We start from the raw sequence: 20,626 nt of genomic DNA on the forward strand, positions 1-20,626 counted from the left end.
CCGACCCTCGGGCCCCGCGTCGGCAGGGCGGTCCGGACAGTGCCGAAACCCGCAGGCGGCGGCCGTGTGCGCGGCGGACCGAGCGGGCCGGGCGGCAGGAATGGCGGAAGTCGGGTTACCGTTCGAGTGGCCGTTGCGGGCTTTTGCCGTTTGACACGGGGGCGGGTTGTACCGTCACACTCCGCAGCGACAGCACTGTCGGCAGCGCCCTCGCGCTGCCCCGGATGCCCACCGAGCGTCGACCGGAGAGAAGAGCGAAGTTGTCCCCGACCAGCGAGACCGCACAGGGCGGCCGCCGACTCGTCATCGTCGAGTCGCCTGCCAAGGCGAAGACGATCAAGGGCTATCTCGGCCCCGGATACGTTGTCGAGGCGAGCGTCGGGCACATCCGCGACCTCCCGAACGGCGCCGCCGAGGTGCCCGACGAGTACACCGGTGAGGTGCGTCGGCTCGGCGTGGACGTCGAGCACGACTTCCAGCCGATCTATGTCGTCAACGCGGACAAGAAGGCCCAGGTCAGGAAGCTGAAGCAGCTGCTGGCCGAGTCCGACGAACTCTTCCTCGCCACCGATGAGGACCGCGAGGGCGAAGCCATCGCGTGGCACCTCCAGGAAGTCCTGCGGCCCAAGGTCCCCGTGCACCGGATGGTCTTCCACGAGATCACCAAGGACGCGATCCGCGCCGCCGTCGCCAACCCGCGCGAGCTGAACCAGCGCATGGTCGACGCCCAGGAGACCCGCCGCATCCTCGACCGCCTCTACGGCTACGAGGTCTCGCCGGTCCTGTGGAAGAAGGTCATGCCGAAGCTCTCGGCGGGCCGCGTCCAGTCCGTCGCCACCCGGCTCGTCGTCGAGCGGGAGCGCGAGCGCATCGCCTTCCGCTCCGCCGAGTACTGGGACCTGACCGGAACCTTCGCCACCGGGCGGGGCGGCGACGCCTCCGACCCGTCCACGTTCACCGCCCGGCTCAGCGCGGTCGACGGGCGCCGCATCGCCCAGGGCCGCGACTTCGGCGCCGACGGGCGGCTGAAGTCCGCCTCCGGCCAGACGCTGCACCTGGACGAGGCGAACGCCCGGGCGCTGGCCGCCGCGCTCGCGGACTCCGCGTTCGCGGTGCGGTCCGTCGAGTCGAAGCCGTACCGCCGCTCCCCGTACGCGCCCTTCCGTACGACGACCCTCCAGCAGGAGGCGAGCCGGAAGCTGGGCTTCGGGGCGAAGGCCACGATGCAGGTCGCGCAGAAGCTGTACGAGAACGGCTTCATCACCTATATGCGTACCGACTCCACGACCCTCTCGGACACCGCGGTCTCCGCGGCCCGGGCGCAGGTCACGCAGTTGTACGGGGCGAACTACCTCCCCGAGAAGCCGCGTACGTACGCGGGCAAGGTCAAGAACGCGCAGGAGGCGCACGAGGCGATCCGCCCCTCCGGCGACCGCTTCCGCACCCCTGCCGAGACCGGCCTCACCGGTGACCAGTTCCGGCTGTACGAGCTGATCTGGAAGCGGACCGTCGCCTCCCAGATGAAGGACGCGACCGGTAATTCGGTCACCGTCAAGATCGGTGGCCGGGCGAGCGACGGGCGGGACGCCGAGTTCTCCGCCTCCGGCAAGACGATCACCTTCCACGGCTTCATGAAGGCGTACGTCGAAGGCGCCGACGACCCGAACGCCGAGCTGGACGACCGCGAGCGGCGGCTGCCGCAGGTCACCGAGGGCGACGCGCTGTCCGCCGACGAGCTGTCCGTCGACGGACACGCGACGAAGCCGCCCGCCCGGTACACCGAGGCGTCGCTGGTCAAGGAGCTCGAAGAACGCGAGATCGGCCGCCCGTCGACGTACGCCTCGATCATCGGGACGATCCTCGACCGCGGCTACGTGTTCAAGAAGGGCACGGCCCTGGTGCCGTCGTTCCTCTCGTTCGCCGTGGTCAACCTGCTGGAGAAGCACTTCGGCCGGCTCGTGGACTACGACTTCACCGCCCGCATGGAGGACGACCTCGACCGCATCGCACGCGGTGAGGCCCAGTCCGTGCCGTGGCTGAAGAGGTTCTACTTCGGTACGCAGGAGGGCGACGACACGGCCGGAGTGGGGGCGGCCTCCGACGCGGGCAACGGCGACGGCGACCACCTCGGCGGGCTCAAGGAGCTCGTCACCGACCTCGGCGCGATCGACGCGCGGGAGATCTCGTCCTTCCCCGTCGGCAACGACATCAAGCTTCGCGTCGGCCGCTACGGCCCGTACATCGAGCGCGGTGAGAAGGACGCCGAGGGCCACCAGCGCGCGGACGTCCCCGAGGACCTGGCGCCCGACGAGCTGTCCGTCGAGTACGCGGAGGAGCTGCTGGCCAAGCCGAGCGGCGACTTCGAGCTCGGCGCGGACCCGGTCAGCGGGAACCAGATCATCGCCAAGGACGGCCGCTACGGACCGTACGTCACCGAGGTGCTGCCCGAGGGAACGCCGAAGACCGGCAAGAACGCGGTGAAGCCGCGGACGGCTTCGCTGTTCAAGTCGATGTCGATCGACACGGTGACGCTGGCCGACGCGCTCAAGCTGATGTCGCTGCCGCGGGTGGTCGGCGTGGACGCCGAAGGCGTCGAGATCACCGCGCAGAACGGGCGCTACGGGCCGTACCTGAAGAAGGGCACGGACTCGCGGTCCCTGACTTCCGAGGACCAGATCTTCGACATCACGCTCGAAGAGGCGCTCGCGATCTACGCGCAGCCGAAGCAGCGGGGGCGCGCCGCGGCGAAGCCGCCGCTGAAGGAGCTGGGCACGGATCCGGTGAGCGGGGCTCCGGTCGTCGTGAAGGACGGGCGGTTCGGTCCTTACGTCACCGATGGGGAGACGAACGCGACGCTGCGCACCGGTGACAGCGTCGAGGACATCACGCCGGAGCGGGGGTACGAGCTGCTGGCGGAGAAGCGGGCGAAGGGGCCGGCGAAGAAGAAGACGGCGAAGAAGGCCGCGGCCAAGAAGGCTCCGGCGAAGAAGGCTGCTGCGACGAAGAAGGTCGCGGCGAAGAAGACCACGGCGAAGAAGACCACCGCCAAGAAGGCCACGGCGTCGAAGGCTGTGGCCAAGAAGGCTGCTGCGGAGGAGTAAGCGGTCCGGGCGGGGGAGCGCCTGCGGCGGGCTTGTTGCCTCCCCGCCCCTTCTCGGAACCGGGTCTCCGCCCCGGGCCCCCCGCCTCATGCGCCGGCGGGGCCGGTTTGCGCGATGGGGCGGGTTTCGGGGCTCCGCCCCGGGCCCCGCGCCTCATGCGCCGGCGGGGTTGGGTCGTGCGGCTGCCGCTGGAGGGTGCGGCGGGGCTGGGTGATGCGGCGGCGCCGGATGACGCGGCCGGGCTGGACCGTGTGGCTGGGCTCGTGGGTGTTTGTTCGGGTGGGGGCACAGGGGATGTGGGCGTCCCGTTAGGCTGGGCGGATGACGCGAGCCGAGCAGCCTACGGTCGTGAGCCCCACCTCCGACGCACTTGCCGCAGACTCACGCGAGCGCGCCGTACGAGCCCTGTTGCGTGTTCAACCGCTGAAGCGGTTGTGGAGCGCCCAGCTCGTCGGCAGTACCGGCGATGCACTCGCCCTTCTCGTGCTGGTGCTGCTGTCGCTGCAAGCGGCGGTTCTCGAGGGCTCATTCGGGACCGGATACCGGGGGGCGGCCTTTGCCGTCGCCGCCGTGTTCGGGGCCCGGATCATTTCCACCCTGCTCTTCGGAGCCGTACTTCTCGGGCCGTTGACGTCGCTCACGGCGCCGGGCGGGCCGGTCGACCGGCGGTGGCTGATGATGGGGGCCGACGGGCTGCGGCTCCTGCTGCTCGTCGTCGCGCCCCTGTGGATCGACTGGACGCCCTCCAACGCGCTCACGATGATCCTCGTCACCGTTTTCGTGGCCGGGGCGGCCGAACGGCTCTGGGCCGTCGCCAAGGAGAGCGCGGCCCCCGCGCTGCTGCCCGCCCCGCCGATCGAGGGCGCCGCCGTGCGCCCCCTGCCGGACCACCTCGACGCACTGCGCCGGCTGTCCCTGCGTACGGACTTCGCGGCCGTTCCCCTCGCCGCGGCCGTCCTGCTGGTCGCCACGGTGATCGGCAGCCTGCTGGGCTCCGGCCTGGACTGGTTCTCCTTCCACCAGGCGGCCCTCGGTTCGTACGTCGCGGCCGGGCTGTTCTCCGCCTCCATCTCCACCCTGTACTTCCTGGAACTGCCGGGTACGCAGACGCCGCGCCCGCGCTCGCCCCTGGAGGGGTTGCGCCGGCCGTCCGCGGGGAACGGCCCCGACAAGGGGCGTACCGGTTCCATCCCGCTGATCGTCGCCACCTGCGCGGCCGTCGCCGGCGCCATCGCGGCCGCGGCCGCCGTCGCCGTGCTGCACGCCAGCGACCTCGGCGGCGGGCCCGTCACCCTCGCCCTGCTCGTCCTCGCCCTCACCGGCGGTACGGGTGTGGGCATCCGTACGGCGGGGAAGGTGCTGCCCACCCTGTCGCGGCGGCGGATGCTCTCGTTCGCCACCGCCGTCACGGGCATCGCCCTCCTGGCGATGGGCCTCGTCCCGGACACCGCGACCGTCGTCCTGCTCGCCGTACTCGCCGGATACGCGGCGGGCGTCGCCGCGAACACCGGTCATGTCCTCGTCGATCAGGAGACCGAGGAGGCCCGCCGGACCAGGATCGCCGAGCACCTCCAGGCCGTCGTCCGGGTCCTCATCGCCCTCGGCGCGGTCGGCGGCCCCCTGGTCGCCGCGGCCATCGGCACCCATCGGCTGACCATCGGCGACTTCCTCTTCGCCCACGGCGGCGCCGCGTTCACCCTGATGCTGGTCGGCGCCCTGCTGCTGCCCGTCGCGGTCATCGTCCTCGCGAAGACGGACGACCGCTCCGGCGTACCGCTCCGACGTGACCTGCGCGAGGCGCTGCGCGGTGGCGATCCGGCCGTCGCGCCCGCCGCGAACGGCTTCTTCATCGCCCTGGAGGGCGGCGACGGAGCCGGCAAGTCCACCCAGGTCGAGGCGCTCGCCGAGTGGATCCGGGCCAAGGGCCACGAGGTCGTCGTCACCCGTGAACCGGGTGCCACCCCGGTCGGCAAGCGGCTGCGGTCCATCCTGCTCGACGTGTCGTCGGCCGGGCTCTCCAACCGGGCCGAGGCCCTGCTGTACGCCGCCGACCGCGCCGAACACGTCGACTCGGTCGTCCGTCCGGCCTTGGAGCGCGGCGCCGTCGTCATCTCCGACCGCTACATCGACTCGTCCGTCGCCTACCAGGGCGCCGGCCGCGATCTGGCCCCGACCGAGATCGCCCGCATCTCGCGCTGGGCGACGAGTGGCCTCGTACCGCACCTGACCGTGCTCCTGGACGTCGCGCCCGAGACCGCGAGGGAACGGTTCACCGAGGCGCCCGACCGGCTGGAGTCCGAGCCGCCGGAGTTCCACGCCCGGGTGCGTTCCGGCTTCCTGACCCTGGCCGCCGCCGACCCGACGCGCTACCTCGTGGTGGACGCCGGACAGGAGCCGGAGGCCATCACCACGGTCGTACGCCACCGCCTCGACCAGGTCCTGCCGCTCTCCGAGGCCGAGATCAAGGCCCGCGAGGAGGCCCGCAGGGCCGCCGAGGAAGAGGCCAGGCGCCGTGCCGAGGAAGAGGCCGCCCGCAAGGCCGAGGAGGAGCGCCTGGAGCGCGAGCGGCAGGAACAGCTCGCCAAGCTCCGTGCCGAGGAGGAGGAGCGCAAGCGGCGCGAGGAGGAGGAAGCGCGCCGACGCGAGGCCGAGCGCCAGGCGGAGGAGGCCCGGCAGCGTGCCGAGGAGGCCCGGCGCCGTGCCGAGGAAGAGGCCGCCCGCAAGGCCGAGGAGGAGCGGCAGCGTGCCGAGGAGGCCCGGCGCGTCGCCGAGGCCGAGCGCGCGCGCCGCGAGGCCGAGGAAGCGGCGTACGAAGCGGAACAGGCACGACTGCGCCGGCAGGCGGAGGAGGAGTCCCGGCTGCGCAAGGAGGCCGAGGCCGCCCGGCTGGAGAAGCAGCGCAAGGCCGAGGAGGCCCTGCTCCGGGCGGAGGCCGCCCGCCGCCAGGCCGAGGCGGAGGCCGAGGCCAGGGCCCGGGCCGAAGCGGCTGCCGCCGAGGAGCGTGCTCGTGAGCGGGCCGCCCGTGAGGAGGAGGCCCGCGCCCTGGCCGCGCGGCAGGAAGCCCGCGCCCGGGCCGCCCGGGAGGAGGAGTCCCGGCGGCGGCAGGACTCCGGGGGTTCGTCGGAAGCCGGCGGTTCCGGCAGCGGTGACGAGCCCTCCGGGCCCGACAACGAGTTGACCGTGCCCACGCCGATCGTCGACCCGAACGAGATCACGCAGCCCGTTCCCGCGCCCGTGGATCCGCCCTCCGGTTCCGACCGGGGTCGCGGCGGGCCCTGGCCGTCCGATCAGGACGAGACGACCGTGATCCCGAAGTTCTCGGACGACTCCGAGGAGACGACCGTGCTGCCCGCCGTGCCGGACACCGGGCGCGGTGGCGGTGCACGGGGGTCCGACCCGTCCGACCGCGTGCCGCGTGGCATCTTCCGGGACGAGCGGCCGACGGAGGGCGACAACGAGCGCACTCGTGAGCTGCCGCAGATCACCGACCCGCACGCGCAGCAGCAGCGGCCCCGGCGACCCCGGCCCGACTGGGCGGAGGAGACCCCGCTGGACGACCTGCCCAGCCTGGCCGACGAGCTGCTGGGCGGTTACGACGACGAGGGCCCGGAGTCCTCGGGCGGCCGGGGACGGCGTCCGCGCCGCTGACCGGTCCGGCGCCGACCGAAGTACGCCGATGGCCCCGCACCCTCCACGGGTGCGGGGCCATCGGCGTCCGCGTTGTCGGACCCGTCCCTCACAATGGGAGACCGGAGCGACGGGAGCCACGCGTCGAGCGAAGCGGAAAGGCGGTGCCCCATGTCCGTGTGGGACGACCTGGTCGGCCAGGACCGGGTGCAGGAGCAGCTGGGCGCCGCCGCCCGGGACGCCGATGTGCTGGTCACCGCCGACGCGGCGGGGGAGCCGGTGCCGCCCGGCTCGAAGATGACGCACGCCTGGCTGTTCACCGGACCGCCCGGCTCCGGACGCTCCACCGCCGCCCGGGCCTTCGCCGCCGCGCTCCAGTGCACCAGCCCTGACCGCGCGCTGGGCGGGGCGCCGGGCTGCGGTTTCTGCGACGGCTGCCACACCAGTCTCATCGGTACGCACGCGGACGTCGACGTGATCCGCACCGACCTTCTCTCCATCGGTGTGAAGGAGACCCGTGAGCTGGTGCGCCGCGCCCAGCTCTCGCCGGCGGTCGGGCGCTGGCAGGTCATCGTCATGGAGGACGCCGACCGCCTCACCGAGGGCGCGGGCAACGTTCTGCTGAAGGCGGTCGAGGAGCCCGCGCCGCGCACGGTGTGGCTGCTGTGCGCGCCCTCGCTGGAGGACGTGCTGCCGACGATCCGGTCGCGGTGCCGCCACCTCACCCTGCGTACGCCGCCGGTCGACGCGGTCGCCGACGTCCTGATCCGCCGGGACGGCATCGACCCGGAGCGGGCCGCCGCGGCGGCCCGCGCCACCCAGGGGCACATCGGCAGGGCGCGCCGCCTCGCCACGGACGAGCGGGCCAGGGCGCGCCGGGCCGCGGTGCTGAAGCTGCCGCTGCGCGTCGAGGACATCGGGGGATGCCTTAAGGCGGCGCAGGAGCTGATCGACACCGCGACCGAGGACGCGAAGCAGGCGTCCGAGGAGGTGGACGCGAAGGAGACGGAGGACATGAAGGCAGCGCTCGGTGCCGCCGCCGGGGGCCGTATGCCGCGCGGCACGGCCGGGGTGATGAAGGAGCTGGAGGACCGGCAGAAGCGCCGCAAGACCCGCACCCAGCGCGACAGCCTCGATCTGGCGCTCACCGAGCTGACCGGCTTCTACCGCGATGTGCTCGCCCTGCAGTTCGGCTCGCGGATCGCGATAGCCAACGCCGACGCCGAGGACGCCCTGGACCGTGTCGCGCGCGCGTCCACCCCGGAGCGCACGCTGCGCCGGATCGAGGCGGTGTCGGCCTGCCGCCGCGCCCTGGATCGCAACGTGGCGCCGCTGCTGGCGGTGGAGGCGATGACGATGGCGCTGCGCGCGGGCTGAGGTGTGGTCATGGCTCTGCGTGCGGGCTGAGGCGTCAGGCGCCCCTCAAGGCGCGCGCCGCGCGCTGCGTCACCCGAAAGAGGAGGGAAACGGGGGTGCGGCGACAGGGCGGCTACGCTCCGGGCATGGACACCAGGCGCCCGTTCCGCACTCTTGCCCTCGCGCTCGGCACTGCCGGCCTGCTCGTATCCGGGTGCAGCGGCGGAGACTCGTCGTCGGAAGCCTCCTCCTCCGCCGGTGCCGCGTCCGCGTCGCCCGCAGCAGTGCCGGCCGGCCTGAAGCCGTACTACGCGCAGCGCCTCAGCTGGCGGGACTGCGGTGTCAGCGGTTTCCAGTGCGCGACGATGAAGGCGCCGCTGGACTACGCGAAGCCGGACGGCGGCGAGATCAAGCTGGCCGTCTCGCGCAAGAAGGCGACCGGTCCCGGTAAGCGGATCGGCTCCCTCCTGGTGAACCCGGGCGGTCCCGGAGGATCGGCCATCGGCTACCTCCAGGGCTACGCGGGGATCGGTTACCCCGCCCAGGTGCGGGCCCGCTACGACATGGTGGCCGTCGACCCGCGCGGGGTGGCGCGCAGTGAGCCCGTCGAGTGCCTGACCGGGCCGCAGATGGACGCGTACACGCAGGTGGACCAGACCCCGGACGACGACGCCGAGGTCGCGAAGCTGAGTGACGCCTTCGAGAAGTTCGCCTCGGGCTGCGAGAAGCGTTCGGGTGAGATCCTGCCGCATGTCTCGACCGTGGAGACGGCACGGGACATGGACATGCTGCGCGCCCTGCTCGGCGACGAGCGCCTGAATTACGTGGGGGCGTCGTACGGAACGTTCCTGGGCGCGACCTACGCCGAACTGTTCCCCGGACGCACCGGCCGCCTGGTCCTCGACGGGGCGATGGACCCCTCGCTCTCGTCGGAGGAGATGAACCGGGCGCAGACGGCGGGGTTCGAGACGGCCTTCCAGTCGTTCGCGAAGGACTGCGTGAAGCAGGCGGACTGCCCGCTCGGGACCACGTCCGCCTCCGACGCGGCGGACCGCCTGAAGAAGCTCTTCGCCGACCTGGACGAGGACCCGATTCCGACGGGCGAGTCGCGCCGGCTGGGCGAATCGCTGGCCACGACGGGAGTCATCGCCGCCATGTACGACGAGTCGGCCTGGCCCCAGCTGCGCGAGGCGCTGACCGGCGCGGAGTCGGGCGACGGATCGGGGCTGCTGGCCCTGGCCGACAGCTACTACGAGCGGGAGCCGAGCGGTAAGTACGCCAATCTGATGTTCGCCAACGCGGCGGTGAACTGCCTCGACCTCCCGCCCGCGTTCACCGGCCCCGAGGCCGTCGAGAAGGCCCTCCCCGGCTTCGAGAAGGCGTCCCCGGTCTTCGGCAGGGGCTTCGCCTGGGCGGCCCTGAACTGCACCCGCTGGCCCGTCCCCGCCACCGGCACCGCCCACCGCATCGAGGCCGAGGGCGCCGCCCCCATCGTCGTCGTCGGCACCACCCGCGACCCGGCCACGCCGTACGCCTGGGCCGAGTCCCTGGCCGGCCAGCTCTCCTCGGGCACCCTGCTCACCTATGAGGGCGACGGCCACACCGCGTACGGACGCGGCAGCGACTGCATCGACACGGCGATCAACACGTACCTCCTGGAGGGCACCCCTCCGGCCGCGGACAAGAAGTGCACCTGACCTCTCCGCCCAGCGCTGACCTGCGGGTTCGTGGTGGGAGCGGGATGGTTCGGAGCACCCCCGGAAACTGTGTAGACTTGGCGTCGCTGCTGATCGCATCATGGTGCGGACAGGGCGCGCCGCCTTAGCTCAGTTGGCCAGAGCAACGCACTCGTAATGCGTAGGTCTCGGGTTCGAATCCCGAAGGCGGCTCAACGGTGAACCCCAGGTCAGGCTTCTGACCTGGGGTTTCCTGTTGGGGATGACCTTGGAATCCTGCCAAATCGGGCGCCGCTCGTCTGTGCATGTAAGGCGCAAGTCTCAGGTTCGTTTTCGCTGGCGCCTGTGAGCTCCGGTAAGGTTCTGACCTGCTGTTTTGGTGCAGTTCAGCCCTCGGTCGCCGCGTAGTCACTTGCTCCGGTGGACAGCCGGTGGACAAGCGTGCGTGACGCTGCGTTCGGGGAACGCTTTCCGAGGGGATGGAAGGGTCCGGGGGCCTGCGGACGGGCAGCTGGCCGGAGGCCTTCTTGCGCTGGCCCGACATTTGGAAGAAGCCCCTGACTAACAGTTGTCTGTCGCTGTTCAACCGCCAAGGCAGGGATGAGGGGTTGCTGCCGCTGACCAGGTCGGCGATCTCTCCTTCGTCTCACACACGCGGTGATCAGGCGCCGGCGGTGGATGTAGGGAGCGGTGTGGCGGAGAAGACCGAGTCCGGGTCGACTGCGGACTTCACGGCGAGCAGGCGTTCGGTGTTCGGCCCGTAGGAGTTCGCTATCTGGTCGGGAGTTTCCGGCCCCAGGAAGTTCACGTAGCCGCCCGGCAGGGAAAACGGTTCGAGGGCTGCGTGAGCTTCTTCCAGCCAGCGCAGGTGCGAGGGCCTACCTGTGTGGTCCTTGTTCTCGCCGTTCTCCCACATGCAGATCAGCTCGACCATGAGGTGCGGTTCGCGTCGGCCGAAAGCCGTGGAACCGAGAGTTGGGCGGGTGGCCGCACCGTGGAACTGGTGCCACACGATCGCGGAGAACGGTGAGGTGAACTCCTGGGCGGCCCGGTCCAGGAGGGTTGCGATGGAGCCCGTGACGCTCTGGACGGTTCGTGTGCGGATCGCGCCCATGCGGCCCGGTGGGAACATGGCGTCCGTCGCTGCCAGTGTTGCGGAACGGGCGGCCGGTCCGATCTCGGCGAGCACGGGTGTGCCGAGTCTGGCCAGGGTGCGTACCGGCCCGTTCTGGGCGTTGCCTGCCTCAAGGTTCCCCGACCAGGTCGGGGCGACGTACACCGTCGGCTTGCCGTCCGGGCCGGGAAGGAACCCCACGTCTACCGTCAGCTCGTCGGGACTGTCCTGAAGGATCCCGCCGAGGTCGGCCAGTATGCCGGCGCTCTGGTCGATCGGGTACAGGATGGTTCCCGAGATGACGGTCGGTACGGGGTGCAGGCGGATCCGTGCCGAGGTCACGACGCCGAAGTTGCCGCCGCCGCCGCGCAAGGCCCAGAAGAGGTCCGGGTGGTGTTCGGCGTCGGTGTTCACTCGTGAGCCGTCGGCCAGGACGACCTCGGCGCTGAGCAGGTTGTCGGCTGCGAGCCCGAATTGGCCCAGGAGGGGACCGTAGCCGCCGCCGAGCGTGAGGCCGACCATGCCGACGGAGCCCGCCGTTCCGGTGACGGCGGTCAGGCCCGCCCGCTCGGCGGCTGAGACGACGTCCGAAGAGAGAGCCCCGCCGCCGACTGTCGCGTAACGGTGGTTGACGTCGACCTGCACGTCTCTCATTTCGGTCAGATCGAGGACCAGCCCGCCGGGTCGGAACGCCCGGCCCCAGAAGTCGTGCCCCCCGCCACGCACGGAGAGTGGCACTCCATGGTTGCGAGAAGCGCGTACTCCCGCCTGCACGTCAGCGGTGCTCGCGCACCGCACGACGACCGAAGGGCGGACATCGACCGCTGCGTTGAACAGCGCCAGGGCTCGCGTGTACTCCGGTCCGCTGGTGAGCACACGGTCCGTAGGAATATGGGACCGCAGCTCGGCCAGGAAGGCGGTATCGCCTGTTTCGTGGGCGTCGGTAGGGGACTGCATGGTCACTCCTGTGTGTCGCTCATCGGGTGCGGCTGTCGAGCGCGTGGTGTGGATGTGGTGGCCGGGTCGGTTCGGTGGCGCTCTGCCCGTTCGGCGAGGGCGTCCCGGGCGCTTCGGACCGCCGGATGGCCGACGGTGTGTCTGGGACGGTGCTCGGTGCCCTGCATGCATCAGGAGGAGGGCGCGCCGGGTTCGGTGCACTGCTGGGCGAGGACGGTGACCATGTCGGGCAGCAGGACGGCCAGGGGGTCGTGGGTCAGCTCCGTCATTCGTAGGCGTCCCCCGCAGGTGGCGACACCCAGGACGTGTTCACCGGCCAGTTGGGTGGTCTGCGCCGGTCCCCACAGAGCGGTGAGACGGGCGCGGCCGTGTGCAGGCGCCTCGACCACTCCGAGATTGGTGATCTGGATGTCGGCGGCGGTGACAGCGGTCATCATCGTCTCGGCCTCTTCGGGGTTGGTCGGCGGCTGCTGGGCCAGCGCCTGCGAACCGGCTTTGAGCAACCCGGGTGTCCGCTGGTGTTCCAGAGCCTGGTGATGATGCTGGGCCAGCTTCCAGAAATCTTCGGCCTGGGGTGCCTCGCTGACTGTCCGCGCTCCGGCGAAGCGATTGGCGACGGCGTCGGGAAGACCCGCGGCACGGCGCAGGTCGACCGGGCTCAGCACCCTCACCCGGGTGCGGCCCGCGCGGTGGAAGAGCGTGCAGGCGGCAGCGCACAGCGCGGCGTGCACGGACACGCCCTCCGCGCGGCAGCGGGCCACGAGGCGTGCGGTCAGACCGCGTTGCAGGGCCAAGGCGGAGACGTGCGGTGCCCGTCCCGAGAACTGAGTCAGCTCGCCGGGCGGGTTCATCAGTTCGTCCTGGGGCGGCCCGACGGGAGGCGTCGCCGCGTCGAGGGCCTGCAGGAGGGCCTCCTGGGAGGGCGGCGCATCCTGCCCCGGGGTCGGCCTACCGCTCTCCTCGTCGCCGTCGAGGGCGGCGACGAGGTCCGACACCACCCGTATGCCGCCGGTGCCGTCGGTGATCTGGTGGGCGAAGGTCAGCACGATGAAGCTGCCTGTTTCCGCGGGAATCAGTACGGTCCGCAGGAGCGGGCCGGGCTCCGGCGCGATGGGGCACGTCTGCTCACGGGCGACGACCGCCTGCCAGGGCGTTCCCTCGGCTGCGGTTTCGATCCTGACCGGGCCCTCTGCCCAGCGGTACCGAGCCTGAGCGGACCGGCGGTCGACCGAGACGCGGAGCAGCGGGTGCTGTGCCTGCACCTGCTTCAGCGCCCGTGCCAGCGTCTGCTCACAGACCTTGCGGTCGATCTCGGCGACCAGGGAGAACTGGACAGGGTTTCGATGCATGTAGAGATCGATGGTCCGCTCGAAAGCTCCGAGTTCCCGCACCGTCTCTGTTTGCGTGTGGCTGATCGACATGAGGTTCCTTCCGCGCTGAGGTGATGTGACTGCTCGCTACCTGGAGGCATCCTGACGAGGAGGGAGTTCGGCCTCGTGCTGAGCGATGGCCGGGACCGGTCGGATGTCCAGCAGACGCTTGGACGTCGCACGGAAGGCCCAGGCGACGACCAGTGCGGCGACCACGGTGAGGGGTGAGCCCATGGCGATCTTCGCGAAGGCGAGCCAGCCGGTGGCGTCATGCACGTAGAGCCACTGCTTTACTACGAACCGGGCGCCGAAGACGCTCGCCGCTGCGAGCGTGGCTATGTCGTGTGCCCGCAGAACCTGACGGTCCGCACGCCAGGCGTGCGCGCCACCGTGCAGGAGGTTCCACACCACACCGGTCAGGGGGCGGCGCAGGAGGACCGAACCGAAGGTGGCGAGGAATCCTGCGAAGGCCACCCAGATGCCCAGCAGGAAGAAGTCCTTGGCGGATCCGGTGAGTGCGACGATGCCCGCCGCGACCAGAACGCCGGTCAGGCTGCCCGAGGCGGCGAGAAGGCGTTCCCCGCGCACCAGCCGGGCCACGGTGAGTACCGCACCGGTTGCTACCGCCGCGATCACGGCTGCCTTCGTCGACAGCAAGGCGAGTGCGATCACGAACACCACGACCGGGACGGTCGAGTAGACGAAGCCCGCGATGCCGCCCATGGACCTGAGAATGGGTGAACCCGGGGCGGGGGGCGGCGCGCTTGTGGTGCCCGGGTCAGGAGTTGGGGAGGGGGCGTGCTCGCCTTCGAGTTGGGTCATTGATCACTCCTGGTCACGTGCTGCGGTTGCAGCGTCTCTCGGGGATTTCTCGTTGCGGTCGTGGTGCGGTTCAGGCGCTCCAGCCGCCTCCCACGGCCCGGCTCGCGAGATAGGAGTCGCGCAGTGCCTTGCGCAGTCCGGGGACGAACGCGTCGAACCGCGCCGCTTGCGCCTTCAGGGCGGACTTGTGGGTGCGGCGGTCCTGTTTGCTCCACACCGAGGAGAGCTCCAGCTCGACCGCCAGGACGGCCATGGCCAGCTCGTCCGTCAGGTCATCGGCGGGAGTGCCGTCGAGCACGATCGCGCGCACCCGGTCCTGCAGGGCGTGCACCAGGTCCGGGTGCACCACGGTGACCCTGTTGGTGGACACGATCCCCAGCTTCTTCCGCCGTTCGATGGCGACATCCCCGGAGGCGAGCAACTGGTCGCGGACCGGGGTTTCGGCTGTGTGCGCCTTGTTGTGCAGGAACTTCAGCCAGCCCTTGGGCTTGTCCTCGGGCAGGTCGTACCAGACCGATGCCGTGAACGGATCCTCAGGCGGATTGCCGGAGAGCCGCCGAACCTTCCCCCCGGTCGCGTCCAGCAGACCGTTACGGGCCAGCTCAGTCATCGCCCCGGCCCGCAGCAGCTGGCCGCGCCCCTGAATGTTGTCGAGCTGGAACTTTTCCTTCTTGACGGTGTAGCAGAGCAGATACAGCTTCTGAGCGAGAGTCGTGGGCATCAGAACTCCCCTTTGTGCTAGCCGAAGTCGGCAGAAGTTTCTATCGCCGACAAGAGAGTGAAATGTGTGCAGAGGAGGGGCTCATCGGTCGCACCCTCCCTTCCTCTAATACCTGTCAAGGGGCAGGTGGAATGAATTGGGCGTTCGCCCACCCATCAGGGAGTAACTGCTGGGCCCTCGCCCCTGATTTGCCTTTCAGTGGTTCTCCTACCTCCGGTCCGAGCCGTGAAACTGGTGACGTTACGGCATAGTTCTGTACGACCTGGAGGATGGACATTTCTGGATCTGTTGCATGGTGTGCACCGAGTCCGCCGTCGTGACAGAGGCGTAACCGGCGTCCGCCTCGCGCCTGGGGGCGTCCCGTCAGGGTGCGCGGGATGCACAGGACCTCTCGTGCCGGGCCCTGGCCGTGCCGCTGGGCCAGTCCCTCAAACCGGGGTGGGCCGGGCGCTCGCGGTGTTGCGGAGACTGGAGTCGACGTCGGCGAAAGGTGTGCTGGACGTGCGGTAACAGCAGTGGGAGAGACCGCTGGTGCAATCGGAGTCGCCGATGACGGGGCGGTCTCCCCTTGAACTGGCCAGGTGGTGTGCTGCGAGCGGGGTGGCGACGAGGGCAAGGCGCGGGTTTTCCTTCTGCCTTGTTTGACCTGCGCCGTCAGCAACTGCGGATTACATCGCCGAGGCCGCCTCGGTTGAGAACGCAGGACCTATTCTCTCTCCGCTTTTACGGTGCGTCGGTTCACCAAGCCGACGCAGAATCACGCACGGGCGGGGCCCTGAAGTGGGCTGCGTGAGGACTGTCCCGCAATTCCCGGTGGATCAAGCGCATGGCGTCCGGACGCGGCGCATCGCAAAGCGAAGGAGCGTCCACATACTGGATGCATGGGGACGCTCCGACAACGTGACGAGGTGCCTTGGCTGTCTTCGGGCACCCGGCGGGAAATGCGGGCCAGCCCTTAGCTGTGGCCTTGAACTTCAGTCAGCCCGCGCGTAAATCCTTCCGCTGTTCTGAGGTCATGCCGTGCGTATGCGTGGGCGAGTGACGGCTGGCTGTGACTCAGCGCTTCGCAAGGACAAGGGGGCGGGTGGTTGCGGGCGTGTCCGTCTTGCATACGGTGCCGTCGGCGGGGCGGGTGCCGTGGAGGAGTGCGGCGTCAACTGCCTTGTTGACACACGAGTTGATGCCATAGGAGCCGTGTCCGACTCCCTCACGTGTGAGCAGGACCGCGGCGTCCAGAGTCCGGGTCATGTTCTCGGCCCAGTGATGGGGGGTCACAGGGTCCAGTCGACCTGCGACCACCAGTGCCGGGGGCGCACCGGCGCCTGTGAGCGGCTTGGTGACGCGGTCCTTGTTCGGCGCGGGCCACCGTGCGCAGTTGAGAGCGGAGTAGGCGGCCCGAGTCCCGATCCGCTTCGCCTCAGCAACAGCCTTGGTGGCTGCGGCCTTGTGCGCGGCGATGCCGGCCGGGGTGTGCCAGTCGGCGCAGCGTACCGCTGTGTGGGCTTCGAACATCGCGGTGGGGACGGGGAAGGGGGATACCGTGACGCTGCTCCACAGGGTATAGAGGGGTGCGCCGTTGCCCTTCTGCGCGGCCAGCAGCGCCGAGGTCAGCAACGGCCAGGTGTTCTGGTCGCCGGCCAGGGCTCGGGTGGTCTCCAGGGCCATGGCACCGTCGAGCTCGCCGCCCGGCGTGGCGCCCTCCTGGGCGGGTGCGATCTTCAGCGGCTTCGCTTCCAACGTGTCGATGAGTGTGTCGAACGCCGCCTCCGGGTCACCTGCCCCGAACCGGCATACTGCGGCCCCTTCGGTGCGACAGGTCTTGAACCAGGCGTTGAGGGTTCGTTCGCTTGCCACAGCGACGTCGTTCTGGAAGGGGAGGGAATCGCCGAACCACTGGTTGGTGTCGACGGGCGCATCGAGCACCATCTGGCGGACTCGGTGAGGGAAGAGCGTGGCGTACATCGGGCCGACCACGGTGCCGTAGGACAAGCCGTAGTACGTGATCTTCTTCTCGCCGAGCGCGGCGCGGACTCGGTCGATGTCGCGAGCCACGTTGTCGGTGGAAAGGCTGGCCAGGAACTTCTTGCTCTGGTGCTTGGCGCAGCCGTCGGTGAACGCGGCGGCATCGGCCAGCAGCCGCGGCAGAGGCTTGCCTCCGGGGACCGCCGGGTCGAAGGAGGTGCCGGCGGCGTCGGCTCGCTGCTGGTCGGTCAGGCATCGAACGGCCTGCGATTGGCCGACGCCGCGCGGGTCCATCGCGATGACGTCGAATCTGGCGAGCACAGCAGGCGAGAAAGCGCCCGGAGTACCGGCTGTCCTGGGCAGATTGCGGAGTGTCTCGGTGGCGGCGACCCCGGGTCCGCCCGGGTTGAAGATGAGACTGCCGATGCGCTGAGCGGGATCAGTGGCCCGGTGCCGCATGACCGCGAGCGGGCTCTGCGCGCCCTCGGGGTCGGTGTATTCCTGCGGCACCTTGATCGTGGCGCATTCCAGGTCCTTCCCACACGTGCTCCAAGTGAGCGGGTCCGGGGAGGGAGCCGGGGCCGACGCGCCCGTTGCGGACGTGCTGCGCAGCCCCGAGGCGCCAGACGAGCATCCCGTCATGACCATGAGGGCCGCGGCGAACGCGGCCCCGTACTTGGCGGCGGTCCGTGGCCTCGACTGGATCATGATGATCTTCCTTTCGTCCTACGTGTGCCATGCCCTGCAGCCCGGCTGCGCCGGTCGCGCGAGAGGCCGGCCGAAGGGGGCGTGGTCGTGCCTTCCTCGCTTCGATGAGTCAGTGACCGGCCGCGTCGAGCAGGGAGGAGTACCGCAGGCGGAGAGCGCGCTCCATGCTCGCCAGAACGGCCCCGCCTCCCAGTGCGAGGTTCAGCCAGATCGGTAGGTGTATCGGCGATACGAAGGTTCCGACCCGCTGTGTGACGGGGGGGATGTGAGAGACGGGTTCAGCGAGCTGCAGCAGGTTCAGGCCCACACCGATGAGCAGCAGCAACACCGATCCGACGGCGACCGCCCGGCTCAGTCCCGGGTGGCGGGTGCCGAAGCGCGCCCTCCGTCCCTCCGCGGAGGCGGGGTCGGGCGTGAGCTGAGACGGCTGTCCGTCCAAGGGGCGATAGTGGCAGCGCTTGATGCCGTAGCTGCTCATCGCCACCTCGATGACGCCCCCGTCGACCGGGAAGACCGCGGGCAACTTCGACTCGGCCACGTGCCTGCCGTCCAGGAACAGATGCGCCCGGATCCTGCTGTTGTCCAATCGCGCCCAGTGCCGTACGTCGACGGCGTACAGGCGTTCCTGCCCGCCGTCACCGGCAAGCCGTAGCCAGAGCAGGGAGCGCGCGGGGAGCTGCCACCAGCGGAACCGCTGCAGTTCCCTGCCGTCGCCCGGCTTGAGGCGCCTTGATGCCGCCCACTGCTTCAACGCCATGCTCCGCGCACCCCTTCGCGCCTCGGCCGCACCCTTACTAGTACAGCGTGCTAGGGAGACGCTAGCACGCCGTACTAGTACGGCGTGCTAGTTGGGTGGGGAAAGCAGGGAGAAGTGAAGGAAGACCTGCTGCCCGGCGACTCGATCCGGGACCGGACACTGTCGCCCCGCGAACGGCTGCTGAACGGCCTGCGGCAGGTTCTCGCACCGCTCGGCACCAACGAGGACGCGCGAACCGCATGGGGCACGGTCTGTCGGAGCTTCATCGAACCCGAACCGGTTCGCACCGCCTACCTCGCCCACGAGCGGGAGGCGGAGCGCCGGGTCGAACACTGGCTGACCGTGCTCTCCGAGGAAAGGCGCAACGCCGGTGGCAAGCGGTACTTACGGGACAGTCCTTAAAGGGTGTTGCACAAGGCCGTGATCTGGGCATCTCCGATGTTTGGTTGGGGTGTTGAGGGCTGAACGGGTGTGGGTGGAGACGTTCGCGGGGCTGTCGTTGGAGCAGTTCGGGCGGCTGCTGAAGACGGTCCGGGACCGGGGCGGCAACGGGACCCTGCGGGGCCGGCCGTGGAGTCTGCCACTGCCCGAACGGGTGCTGGTGGTGGCCGTGTACTACCGCACGAACCTGACCATGCGGCAGCTAGGCCCGCTGTTCGGCATCTCGTCCTCGACCGTGTGCCGGGTGATCCAGAAGCTGGGCCCCCTGCTCGCGCTGGAGCCGGTGACCCGGCCGGCCGATGCGGCGGACCGGCTATGGACCGTGGACGGCACCCTGGTCCCGGTCTGGGACCGCGAGGTCGGCTCCTCCAGCCGTAACTACCGGTTCTCGGCGAACGTGCAGGTCATCGTGGATGCCGACACCCGCCTGGTGATCGCCGCCGCCCGGCCGGTGCCGGGCACCACCGCGGACGCGCACGCCTGGCGGGCGTCCGGCCTGGCCGAGCACTGCCGCGACGTGACCGTCCTGGCCGACGGCGCCTACCTCAACTGCGGCATGATCACCCCGCACCGCAAACGCCCCCGACGGCCGCTGCTGTCGGGCGAAGAGGCCGACAACGCGGCCCACCGCAAGGTCCGCGCCCGCGTGGAACACGTGATCGGCCGGATGAAGAACTACAAGATCCTCCGCGACTGCCGGCAGCACGGCAACGGCCTCCACCATGCCGTCCAAGGCCGTCGCCCAGATGCACAACCTCGCCCTCGCATCATGACCAGAGAACCGTCTCCACCGGCTCTGACCTGCCCGAACGCAGCCTTGTGCAACACCCTTTACGGGCTCGTGCGTGGTTGGCGAGACCTTGATCGTTGAGCACGACCCGTGTGGTGGGGAATCGGACGCGTGCGGCAACCATCCGTAGCCCGCGGATCACCGGGCTGACGCCCGACGTGATCGCAGAACTTGTCACCGAGGTCGGCCCGTTGTGGCACGAGCGGCACCAGGCGGTGCTGACGTCTCGCCGTCGCCGGACCGCTCTCCCGCCGGCAGGCCAGTGGCACGCGAAAGTGAACACAACTGCCGATCGACAGTCCTCGACGCGCTACCGCCAACCATGCACGAGCTCGTCAAGGCCCGCTACCTGCTTCCCTGCCGGCCGTCGCCCGGCGTCACAGGAGGGCGCCGCCGGAGACCTCGATGCGCTGGGCGGTGACCCAGCGCAGTCCCTCGGAGGCCAGCGTGGCGATGGCGTCGCCGATCTCCTCAGGTTCGCCGACGCGGCCGAGCGCGGTCTGTCCGGCCAGAACCTGGCGCATTCCGGCGTCGTCCCGCATCGCTCCGCCGTTGAAGTCGGTGGCGGTCGGCCCCGGGGCGATGGAGTTGACCCGGATGCCGCGAGGTCCGAGTTCTGCGGCGAGGGTGCGGCTCAGAGCTTCGACGGCGGCCTTCGAGGCGGAGTAGACCGAGGTGGCGGGGCTGGTGTGGCGGGTCAGTGACGTCGAGACGTTGATGACCTGGCCGCCCTGGGCCAGCAGCGGCATGAGCGACTGGATGAGGAAGAACGTGCCCCGGACGTTGGTGCCCATCACCGTGTCGAAGTCGTCGATCGTGACGGTCTCCAGCGGCCCGAAGACTCCCAGTCCCGCGTTGTTGACCAGGATGTCGAGCCGCGAAGTACCCCAGCGCTCCAGCTGCGCGCCCAGTTCGGTGGTGAAGGACGCGAAGGAGGGGACGTCGCTGATGTCGAGCCGGAGAGCAGCGGCCGTCCCACCCACGGCCTGCGCCTCTTCCACCGTTTTCACAGCCCCGGCCGCGTCACCGCGGTGGGTGACCACGACCCGCACCCCGCGTGTGGCCAGGGCGATGGCCGCGCTGCGCCCGAGGCCGCGATTCGCACCGGTCACCAAAGCGATCTTGTCGACTGTCATGAACTTCCTCCATCGCGCGACAACGAGGATGCGCCCAGGTGCCACACCTCAGATGCGAGTCACTCGACTCGCCTTACTGCTGCACCGT

At 70.2% G+C, this 20,626-nt stretch carries 12 protein-coding genes, 1 tRNA gene and 1 pseudogene; 7 read left to right on the top strand and 7 right to left on the bottom strand.

Annotated elements, in window-relative coordinates:
- The first annotated feature begins 260 nt into the window (after positions 1-260).
- From topA to G3I41_RS25625, 5 genes are all read left to right on the top strand, one after another.
- Entirely contained in the window at positions 261-3,101 is a 2,841-nt protein-coding gene (gene topA, locus G3I41_RS25605; RefSeq protein WP_164402725.1) for a type I DNA topoisomerase, read from the top strand.
- A gap of 321 nt (positions 3,102-3,422) precedes the next feature.
- Positions 3,423-6,749: a dTMP kinase gene (gene tmk, locus G3I41_RS25610; RefSeq protein WP_203601637.1), complete on the top strand. Its 3,327-nt coding sequence runs from the start codon at positions 3,423-3,425 to the stop codon at positions 6,747-6,749.
- Positions 6,750-6,899: 150 nt separating this feature from the next.
- Entirely contained in the window at positions 6,900-8,105 is a 1,206-nt protein-coding gene (locus tag G3I41_RS25615) for a DNA polymerase III subunit delta' (protein ID WP_164402726.1), read from the top strand.
- A gap of 125 nt (positions 8,106-8,230) precedes the next feature.
- Entirely contained in the window at positions 8,231-9,781 is a 1,551-nt protein-coding gene (locus G3I41_RS25620; protein ID WP_164402727.1) for an alpha/beta hydrolase, read from the top strand.
- Between the two features lie 118 nt (positions 9,782-9,899).
- Positions 9,900-9,973 (top strand) — tRNA-Thr (locus tag G3I41_RS25625).
- 448 nt (positions 9,974-10,421) lie between these two features.
- Here G3I41_RS25625 and G3I41_RS25630 read toward each other — a convergent pair.
- From G3I41_RS25630 to G3I41_RS25655, 6 genes are all read right to left on the bottom strand, one after another.
- The gene (locus tag G3I41_RS25630; RefSeq protein ID WP_164402728.1) at positions 10,422-11,831 is read right to left on the bottom strand and encodes an FAD-binding oxidoreductase; all 1,410 of its coding nucleotides are present in this window, start codon (positions 11,829-11,831) and stop codon (positions 10,422-10,424) included.
- 170 nt (positions 11,832-12,001) lie between these two features.
- Positions 12,002-13,252, bottom strand: a complete 1,251-nt coding sequence (locus G3I41_RS25635) for a peptide synthetase (protein WP_164402729.1) — start codon at positions 13,250-13,252, stop codon at positions 12,002-12,004.
- Positions 13,253-13,288: 36 nt separating this feature from the next.
- Positions 13,289-13,924: a DUF3159 domain-containing protein gene (locus G3I41_RS25640; protein ID WP_239081839.1), complete on the bottom strand. Its 636-nt coding sequence runs from the start codon at positions 13,922-13,924 to the stop codon at positions 13,289-13,291.
- Positions 13,925-14,093: 169 nt separating this feature from the next.
- On the bottom strand, positions 14,094-14,744 hold the full coding sequence (locus tag G3I41_RS25645) for a GPP34 family phosphoprotein (protein WP_164402731.1): 651 nt from the start codon (positions 14,742-14,744) through the stop codon (positions 14,094-14,096).
- A gap of 1,056 nt (positions 14,745-15,800) precedes the next feature.
- On the bottom strand, positions 15,801-17,216 hold the full coding sequence (locus G3I41_RS25650) for an alpha/beta hydrolase (protein ID WP_343242226.1): 1,416 nt from the start codon (positions 17,214-17,216) through the stop codon (positions 15,801-15,803).
- 307 nt (positions 17,217-17,523) lie between these two features.
- The gene (locus G3I41_RS25655; RefSeq protein ID WP_164402732.1) at positions 17,524-18,171 is read right to left on the bottom strand and encodes a hypothetical protein; all 648 of its coding nucleotides are present in this window, start codon (positions 18,169-18,171) and stop codon (positions 17,524-17,526) included.
- 114 nt (positions 18,172-18,285) lie between these two features.
- Here G3I41_RS25655 and G3I41_RS25660 point away from each other — a divergent pair, with 114 nt between their 5' ends.
- Positions 18,286-18,573 carry a hypothetical protein gene (locus tag G3I41_RS25660; RefSeq protein WP_239081840.1) on the top strand — a complete coding sequence of 96 codons (288 nt, stop codon included), beginning with the start codon at positions 18,286-18,288 and terminating at the stop codon, positions 18,571-18,573.
- Between the two features lie 40 nt (positions 18,574-18,613).
- Positions 18,614-19,385 (top strand): annotated as a pseudogene (locus tag G3I41_RS25665) (transposase family protein).
- A 394-nt stretch (positions 19,386-19,779) separates the two neighbouring features.
- Here the strand turns inward: G3I41_RS25665 and G3I41_RS25670 are convergent.
- Positions 19,780-20,538, bottom strand: a complete 759-nt coding sequence (locus G3I41_RS25670) for an SDR family oxidoreductase (protein ID WP_164402733.1) — start codon at positions 20,536-20,538, stop codon at positions 19,780-19,782.
- Positions 20,539-20,626: the final 88 nt, after the last annotated feature.

It is taken from the genome of Streptomyces sp. SID9727 (genome assembly GCF_010550605.1).
GTDB lineage: Bacteria > Actinomycetota > Actinomycetes > Streptomycetales > Streptomycetaceae > Streptomyces.